This window comes from uncultured Amnibacterium sp., assembly GCF_964245895.1.
Classification (GTDB): Bacteria; Actinomycetota; Actinomycetes; order Actinomycetales; family Microbacteriaceae; genus Amnibacterium.
Map to the genome: position 1 here is coordinate 1 of NZ_CAXTOQ010000180.1, position 6,189 is coordinate 6,189.

Here is a 6,189-nt window from a genome sequence, read left to right on the forward strand (position 1 = left end):
CGCGGGCTTCGCGAGGAGCGTCTGCACGACCAGCGTCGGCCACACCTCCCGCCGGTCCATCCACCACCGGCGGGCGACCCGGACACCGCCCTCGCCCGGCACCCGCGGCAGCCCGATCACCTGCGCCCACAGCACCGCCTCCGGCACCACGGCCAAGACCGGCGCAGGCGCCTCGACGCCCGCGGGTTCGGCGGGCGGCGCCGACCGCCAGAACGCGTCGATCGGCTCGGAGTCCATCGAGAGCAGCGGATCCACGAACAGCCCCGGCAGCCGTAGCGGCCGGATCGTCGCACCGGCGCGACGGGCGGCGTCCCGCGCGAGCGCAGCATCACGCTCCACCCGCCACTCCACCCGCGTCAACCACATGCGAACACACTAACGAGCACCACCGACAGCAGATCGGAACCGGTGAGAACACCAGTTCGATGCGCGCTCCGAGAGTGGGACCGCCTCCCCGCCGCGACGCGGGCCGTGAGTACACTGAGCGGCGCCTCCGGCGGGAGTGGTGGAACTGGCAGACACGCAGGATTTAGGTTCCTGTGCTTCGGCGTGAGGGTTCGAGTCCCTCCTTCCGCACCCGTGCATCCGGTGGCCGAAGGAGCAGCAGATGGCGACGGTGAGCGGACTGTTCCCGTTCCTCGATCCGGAGAACCTCGCGGCGGCGGGCCCCGTCGGGCTGCTGATCGTCTGCGCGGTGATCTTCGCGGAGACGGGCCTGCTCGTCGGCTTCGTCTTCCCCGGCGACACGCTGCTGCTCATCACCGGCATCAGCGCCGAGAAGGGCCTCGGCATCAGCATCTGGATCGCCGCACCGGCGATCGCGGTCGCGGCCTTCCTGGGCGGGGAGCTCGGGTACTACATCGGCAAGAAGACCGGGCCCCGCATCTTCGAGCGGAAGGACTCCGGCTTCTTCAGCAAGGAGCAGGTCACGCGGACCTACCGCTTCTTCGACCGGTACGGCGCGCTGGCGATCATCCTGGCGAGGTTCGTGCCGATCGTCCGCACCCTGGCGCCGATCGCCGCTGGCGTCGGCCGGATGGACTACCGGCGGTACAGCCTCTACAACGCGGTCGGCGCCCTGGCCTGGGGATTCGGCGTCACCTTCCTCGGCTACCTGATCGGGTTCATCCCCCCGGTGTCCGACTTCGTGCAGCACAACATCGAGTTCATCCTGCTCGGGGCCGTGGTGCTGACGCTGATCCCGACCGCGTACCACGTGTGGAAGAACCACCGGGCGGCGAAGCGGGCCGCCGGCTCCGGCAGCAGCGAGACCGTCTCGACCGACTGACGGCTCAGCGGGCGATGATCGCCTGCGCGAGCGCCCGGAACGCGACGCCGCGGTGGCTGATCGCGTTCTTCTCGTCCGCGGACAGCTCGCTCGCGGACCGGCCCTCGCCGTCGACGGGCAGGAAGACCGGGTCGTAGCCGAAGCCGCCGGCCCCGCGCTCGGCGGCAAGCACCTCCCCCTCCCAGCTCGCGATGCGCTCGAGGACCACGTCCCCGTCGACGTACACCGCGGCGCAGACGAACCGGGCCGTCCGGTCCGTGGCGTCGCCGAGCCGCTCGAGCAGCAGCGCGCGGTTGTCGTCGTCTCGTCCGGTGCCGGCGTAGCGCGCGGAGTGGATGCCGGGTGCGCCGTCGAGCGCGTCGACGACGATGCCGGAGTCGTCGGCGATCGCGGGCAGCCCGGTGTGCCGGTGCGCGGCGCGCGCCTTGATGAGCGCGTTCGCGACGAACGTGTCGCCGTCCTCGACCGGGGACGGGCCGTCGGAGCGCAGCAGCTCGACACCGGGCAGCAGCGGACCGAGGATCGCGGTCAGCTCCGCGACCTTGTGCGCGTTGCCCGTGCCGAGCACGATCCTCCTCCGCTCGCTCACGCGCCGAGCCCGAGCGCGCGACGCTGCGCCGCGGCGAGCCGCTCCGTGCCGCCGAGCGCGAGGTCGAGCAGCCCGTCCAGCTCACGCCGGTCGAACGGCGCCCCCTCCGCGGTGCCCTGCACCTCGACGAACAGCCCGCGACCGGTGACGACCACGTTCATGTCCGTCTCCGCGCGCACGTCCTCGGTGTATGCCAGATCGAGCATGGGCTCGCCGTCGATGATGCCGACCGAGACCGCGGCGACGGAGTCGACGAGCGGCTTCGACTTCTGGCCCACGAAGCGCTTCTCCCGCGCCCACTCGATCGCGTCGTGCAGCGCGACGTAGGCGCCGGTGATCGCCGCGGTGCGGGTGCCGCCGTCCGCCTGCAGCACGTCGCAGTCGAGCACGACGGTGTTCTCCCCCAGCGCCTTCGTGTCGACCACCGCCCGCAGCGAGCGGCCGATCAGCCGCGAGATCTCGTGCGTGCGGCCGCCGATGCGGCCCTTCACGCTCTCGCGGTCGGAGCGGTCGTTCGTCGCGCGGGGCAGCATCGCGTACTCGGCGGTGATCCAGCCGCGGCCCTTGCCCTGCAGCCACCGCGGCACGCCGTTCGTGAACGACGCGGTGCAGAGCACGCGGGTCTCCCCGAAGGAGATGAGGGCGCTGCCCTCGGCCTGGCTGCTCCAGCCGCGCTCGATCACCACCGGCCGCAGGTCGTCGGCGGTCCTGCCGTCACGTCGCTCGGTCATCTGCGGTCTCCTGTCGTCGGGAGGGGGATGGCGCCGGTGTGCACGAGGTCGACGCTCGCCACCTCCGGCCCCAGGAAGCGGCGCGCGAGGCGCAGGAACGCGTCCTCGCTCGTGCCGGTCGCCTCGAACCGGTGCGCGGGCGGCGCGCCCGCGGTCCGGAGGAGGTCGTGCTGCACCAGCTCGCGGTACACGTCGTTCGCGGTCTCCTCCGCGGAGGAGACGAGCGCCACCTCGGGGCCCATGATCAGCCGGATCGCGGCGGAGAGGAGCGGGTAGTGCGTGCAGCCGAGCAGCACGGTGTCGACGTGCGCGGCCTTGAGCGGCGCGAGGTACTCCTCCGCCGCCGCGAACAGCTGCGGACCCGTGGTGATGCCGGCCTCCACGAACTCGACGAAGCGGGGGCAGGCGGCCTGCACGACCGTGATCGCGGGGTCCGCGACGAACGCGTCCGGGTAGGCGTTCGACCGCACGGTGCCCTCGGTGCCGAGGACGCCGATGCGCTTCGTACGGGTGCGTCGGGTCGCCGCGCGCACCGCGGGCAGCACGACCTCGACGACCGGGATGCCGGCGCCGTGCGTGAAGCGCTCCCGGGCGTCGCGGAACATCGCCGCGGACGCGGTGTTGCAGGCGATCACCAGCAGCTTCACGCCCTGGGCGACGAGGTCGTCCATCACCGCGAGGGCGTACGCGCGCACCTCCGCCAGCGGCTTCGGCCCGTACGGCGAGTGCGCGGTGTCGCCGACGTAGAGCACGGCCTCGTTCGGCAGCTGGTCGATGATCGCTCGGGCGACCGTCAGGCCGCCGACCCCCGAGTCGAAGACCCCGATCGGCGCGTCGTTCACGGCTGGGAAGCCTAACCGCCGCAGCGGGAGCGGCCTCCCGGGCTAGTCGGCGTCGGCGTCCCGGCGCCGGAAGGAGACGATCACCAGGGCGGCGGCGAACGCGACGAGCACGACGGCGACGACACCGGCCGGCAGCAGGTCGAACGGGAGCAGGGGCTGCGAGCCGATCGCGAGCAGCAGGACGTCCTGGGTGGGGACCATCGGAGGTGGGGCCTTCCGGAGGGGGTGTCCGCGGGTGGGTGGCCACGCGGGGTGCTCGGCTGGGTGACCGGGCGTCCGACCACCGTAGGACGCGCTCGCCCCCGGCGCTCGCCCCCCTTCAGGGGTGGGGTTCGCGGACTGCCTACGCTCGGGGCATGGCGAGCACCGCACTCCTCACCGACCGGTACGAGCTGACGATGCTCGACGCCGCGCTGCGCGACGGCACCGCGCACCGGCCCGCCGTGTTCGAGGTGTTCTCCCGGCGGCTGTCGGGCGGCAGGCGGTACGGCGTGCTCGCCGGCACCGGCCGGCTGCTGGAGGCGGTCGGGCGGTTCCGGTTCGGCGACGCCGAGCTCGCCTGGCTGACGGAGGAGCGGGTCGTCGCGCCGGCGACGGTGGACTGGCTCGCGGACTACCGCTTCGCCGGGTCGATCAGCGGGTACCGCGAGGGCGAGCTGTACTTCCCCTCCTCCCCCGTGCTGACGGTGGAGGGCTCGTTCGCGGAGGCGGTCGTGCTGGAGACCCTGATCCTCAGCGTGCTGAACGCCGACAGCGCCATCGCGACCGCGGCGGCCCGCATGGTGTCGGCCGCGAACGGGCGGCCGCTGGCCGAGATGGGGTCGCGGCGGGCGCACGAGCGCGCCGCGGTGTCGGCCGCGCGGGCTGCCTGGATCGCCGGGTTCTCCGCCACCTCCAACCTGGAGGCCGGCCGGCGCTGGGGCGTGCCGACGATGGGCACGGCGGCGCACGCGTTCACGCTGCTGCACGACAGCGAGGAGGCCGCCTTCCGGGCGCAGATCGACGCGATGGGCGCGGGCACGACGCTGCTGATCGACACCTACGACGTGCTGCCGGCCGTCGAGACCGCGGTGCGGGTGGCCGGTACCGGGCTCGGGGCGGTGCGGATCGACTCGGGCGACCTGCCCGTGGTCGTGCAGGCGGTCCGCGACCGGCTCGACGCGCTCGGGGCGACGGGGACGACGATCACGGTCACGAACGACCTCGACGAGTACGCGATCGCGGGGCTCGCCGCCTCCCCCGTCGACTCCTACGGCGCGGGCACGCGGCTCGTCGGCGGCTCCGGCCACCCGACCGCCGGCTTCGTCTACAAGCTCGTCGAGCGGGCCGATCCGGACGGCACGATGCGGCCCGTCGCGAAGAAGTCCGCCGAGAAGGCCGGCAGCGGCGGGCGGAAGTGGGCGTTCCGCCTGCTGCGGGACGGTCGGGCGACGGAGGAGCACGTCGTCGTAGCCGACGTCGAGCCGACGGTCGAGCAGGCGCGAGCGCTCGTCGTGCCGCTCGTCACCGCCGGGCAGGTGGACCCGGCGCACGTCGGCGTCGCGGGCGTCAGCACCGCCCGCGACCACCACGCGCGAGTGGTCGCCGAGCTGCCGCCGGAGGCGATGCGCCTGTCGGGCGGCGATCCCGCCCTGCCGACCGTGCTGGCCTGAGCACGCGGATCCGGACGAGCCGCACGACACGCCGCGGTCCGTCGCCACCCGAGCGGCGTGTCGCCCCGTTCATCCGGATCCGCGCGACGGATCCGGATCGGCGAGAGCCTGGGCTCAGTCGCGCAGGCGGTCGTAGATCTTCTTGCAGTCGGGGCAGATCGGGAACTTCTCGGGGTCCCGGCCCGGCACCCAGACCTTGCCGCAGAGCGCGCGGACGGGCTTGCCCGTCACCGCCGACTCCACGATCTTCTCCTTCTGCACGTAGTGCGCGAACCGGTCGTGGTCGCCGTCCTCGGTCAGCTCGTCGTTCAGCAGCTGCTCGAGCTCGCGGTCGAGGACGTCGGTCCCGCCTGCGGGTTCGGTTCCGGGGTCGCGCGCCATGCGACCAGGGTAGGCCCGGGTCAGGCCCGCAGCGCGGCGGCCAGCAGCTCGGGCCCGCGCCGCTCGAAGGCACGGCCGCCGGCGACCGTGCCCCACCACAGCACCGCGGCGCCGATCAGGAGTCCCGAGCCGAACGACGCCCACGCCCAGCTCGTCGACCCGTCGAGCGCGAGCAGGCCGAACCCGATCGCGGGCGCTGCGCAGAGCAGCTGGAGGAGGAACAGCACGGACTGCACGGCCGCGGCGAGCCCGCCCGTCGAGCTTGGCTGCTGGAACGGCGACGACCCCGGCCGCGGCACCGGGTACGGCAGGAGCGCGGAGCTGACGCCGCCGATACCCATCCCGGCGAGGAACAGGCAGCCCCCGACCCCGATCAGCACGAGGGCCAGCTCGAGCCGGCCGGCGATCGCGGCGCTCACGAACGACCCGGCGACGAGCAGCGGCGAGCCGACCGCGATCACGGGCGCGAGGCGGCCGATGCGGTCGTCGGCGCCCCGCACGCCCGCGGCGACGTGCAGCCAGATCGCCGTGTGGTCGTAGGCGATGTCGTTGTGGGTCGCCCAGCCCAGGAAGAGCGCGACGACCGGCACCGGGATCAGGGCCAGCAGCGACCCCGGCACGCCGGCGAGCCCGAGCACCAGCACGAGCACGATCGGGGTGACCGGGATGCTGATCACGCTGACGCGGTAGCGCACGTCGCGGGCCC

The 6,189-nt window shown here is 73.5% G+C and carries 8 protein-coding genes, 1 tRNA gene and 1 pseudogene; 3 read left to right on the forward strand and 7 right to left on the reverse strand.

Annotated elements, in window-relative coordinates; all coding sequences use genetic code 11:
- The coding region (locus ACFE60_RS16770; protein ID WP_375389999.1) for a hypothetical protein at positions 1-366 on the reverse strand (366 nt) is incomplete at its 3' end.
- A 130-nt stretch (positions 367-496) separates the two neighbouring features.
- Between ACFE60_RS16770 and ACFE60_RS16775 the strand changes: the two genes are divergently transcribed.
- Positions 497-576 (forward strand) — tRNA-Leu (locus ACFE60_RS16775).
- Between the two features lie 31 nt (positions 577-607).
- Entirely contained in the window at positions 608-1,288 is a 681-nt protein-coding gene (locus ACFE60_RS16780) for a DedA family protein (RefSeq protein ID WP_375390000.1), read from the forward strand.
- A gap of 4 nt (positions 1,289-1,292) precedes the next feature.
- On the opposite strand, the gene rdgB is transcribed toward ACFE60_RS16780, so the two are convergent.
- The 4 genes from rdgB to ACFE60_RS16800 are packed head-to-tail and all read right to left on the reverse strand — an operon-like array spanning position 1,293 to position 3,651.
- The gene (gene rdgB, locus ACFE60_RS16785) at positions 1,293-1,877 is read right to left on the reverse strand and encodes an RdgB/HAM1 family non-canonical purine NTP pyrophosphatase (RefSeq protein WP_375390001.1); all 585 of its coding nucleotides are present in this window, start codon (positions 1,875-1,877) and stop codon (positions 1,293-1,295) included.
- On the reverse strand, positions 1,874-2,608 hold the full coding sequence (gene rph, locus ACFE60_RS16790) for a ribonuclease PH (protein ID WP_375390002.1): 735 nt from the start codon (positions 2,606-2,608) through the stop codon (positions 1,874-1,876). Before rph ends, rdgB begins: the two co-directional genes overlap by 4 nt.
- Entirely contained in the window at positions 2,605-3,450 is an 846-nt protein-coding gene (gene murI, locus ACFE60_RS16795) for a glutamate racemase (RefSeq protein WP_375390003.1), read from the reverse strand. The genes rph and murI overlap by 4 nt, the downstream gene beginning before the upstream one ends.
- A gap of 42 nt (positions 3,451-3,492) precedes the next feature.
- A complete protein-coding gene (locus ACFE60_RS16800; RefSeq protein WP_375390004.1) occupies positions 3,493-3,651 on the reverse strand; it encodes a hypothetical protein in 159 nt (52 codons plus the stop codon).
- A 155-nt stretch (positions 3,652-3,806) separates the two neighbouring features.
- Between ACFE60_RS16800 and ACFE60_RS16805 the strand changes: the two genes are divergently transcribed.
- Positions 3,807-5,102 carry a nicotinate phosphoribosyltransferase gene (locus tag ACFE60_RS16805; RefSeq protein ID WP_375390005.1) on the forward strand — a complete coding sequence of 432 codons (1,296 nt, stop codon included), beginning with the start codon at positions 3,807-3,809 and terminating at the stop codon, positions 5,100-5,102.
- A gap of 114 nt (positions 5,103-5,216) precedes the next feature.
- On the opposite strand, the gene ACFE60_RS16810 is transcribed toward ACFE60_RS16805, so the two are convergent.
- Together ACFE60_RS16810 and ACFE60_RS16815 are read right to left on the reverse strand one after the other, a co-directional pair.
- On the reverse strand, positions 5,217-5,483 hold the full coding sequence (locus ACFE60_RS16810; RefSeq protein ID WP_375390006.1) for a DUF3039 domain-containing protein: 267 nt from the start codon (positions 5,481-5,483) through the stop codon (positions 5,217-5,219).
- A 20-nt stretch (positions 5,484-5,503) separates the two neighbouring features.
- Positions 5,504-6,189, reverse strand: a pseudogene (locus tag ACFE60_RS16815) (hypothetical protein); the annotation flags it as partial.

What these genes read in the sequence shown, in the direction of transcription:
- ACFE60_RS16780 (WP_375390000.1), top strand. Translation starts at nt 608, where the DNA reads ATGGCGACGGTGAGCGGACTGTTCCCGTTCCTCGATCCGGAGAACCTC.
- ACFE60_RS16800 (WP_375390004.1), bottom strand. Translation starts at nt 3,651, where the DNA reads ATGGTCCCCACCCAGGACGTCCTGCTGCTCGCGATCGGCTCGCAGCCC.
- ACFE60_RS16805 (WP_375390005.1), top strand. Translation starts at nt 3,807, where the DNA reads ATGGCGAGCACCGCACTCCTCACCGACCGGTACGAGCTGACGATGCTC.
- rph (WP_375390002.1), bottom strand. Translation starts at nt 2,608, where the DNA reads ATGACCGAGCGACGTGACGGCAGGACCGCCGACGACCTGCGGCCGGTG.
- ACFE60_RS16810 (WP_375390006.1), bottom strand. Translation starts at nt 5,483, where the DNA reads ATGGCGCGCGACCCCGGAACCGAACCCGCAGGCGGGACCGACGTCCTC.